Source organism: Methylophaga sp. UBA4204, from assembly GCF_002379485.1.
Lineage (GTDB): Bacteria > Pseudomonadota > Gammaproteobacteria > Nitrosococcales > Methylophagaceae > Methylophaga.
The window spans coordinates 108995-110042 of the sequence record NZ_DFTU01000087.1 but is presented as its reverse complement, the minus strand read 5'-3'; the positions used below and the strand labels follow the sequence as shown (position 1 = coordinate 110042).

The window sequence follows — 1048 nt, the reverse complement described above, 5'->3', positions numbered from 1 at the left end:
CAAGCCGGCATTAAGTCCAGCGATTAACCCCTGTGCGGCGGCTTCTTCATAACCCGTTGTACCATTGATCTGTCCGGCAAAGAACAGACCCGGCATATGTTTGGTTTCCAGCCAAGGCGTTAAATCCCTTGGATCAAAAAAGTCATATTCAATGGCATAGCCCGGACGGGTGATATGGGCATTTTCCAAACCTTTCATTGAACGCACAATTTCATATTGCACATCAAATGGCAGGCTGGTGGAAATACCGTTGGGGTAGACTTCGTTGCAGTTCAGACCTTCCGGTTCAAGGAATATCTGGTGTGAATTCCGATCAGCAAAACGCACCACTTTATCTTCAATTGAAGGGCAGTAACGTGGACCAATGCCTTCAATTTCACCACTGTACATCGGCGATCGATCCAGATTATTACGGATCACCTGATGAGTTTTTTCATTGGTGTGGGTGATATAGCAGGATATCTGGGTTGGATGATCTTTCCGCTTACCCAGAAAAGAAAAGACCGGTGTTGGGTTGTCACCCGGTTGTTCGGCTAACTGGGAAAAATCAATACTGCTGGTCGCAATACGCGGTGGTGTGCCGGTTTTTAATCGATCAACCCGGAACGGTAAAGCACGTAAACGTTCTGCTAGCGCCACAGAGGCAGGGTCTCCTGCCCGACCACCTTGATGACGTTGCAAACCGATATGGATGACACCACCAAGGAAAGTGCCCACTGTGAGCACCACCGTTTTAGCACCAAAGCGTAAACCTGACTGGGTGACTACGCCGGCAACACGATCATTTTCTACAATCAGATCATCAACGGCTTGCTGGAATAAATAGAGATTGGGCTGTGATTCCAGTACTTCACGAATAGCCGCTTTATAACGAATCCGATCAGCCTGAGCACGGGTTGCCCTGACCGCAGGTCCTTTGCTGGCATTAAGGATTCTGAACTGAATACCTGCACGGTCAGCAGCTTTTGCCATGATGCCACCCAGCGCATCAATTTCCTTAACCAGATGGCCTTTACCGATACCACCAATGGCCGGGTTACAGCTCATC

1 protein-coding gene is annotated in these 1048 nt (G+C 48.9%); it reads right to left on the bottom strand.

Annotated elements, in window-relative coordinates; all coding sequences use genetic code 11:
• A partial coding sequence (gene mnmG, locus B3182_RS13015) for a tRNA uridine-5-carboxymethylaminomethyl(34) synthesis enzyme MnmG (protein ID WP_292753036.1) occupies nucleotides 1–1048 on the bottom strand: 1048 nt, incomplete at both ends.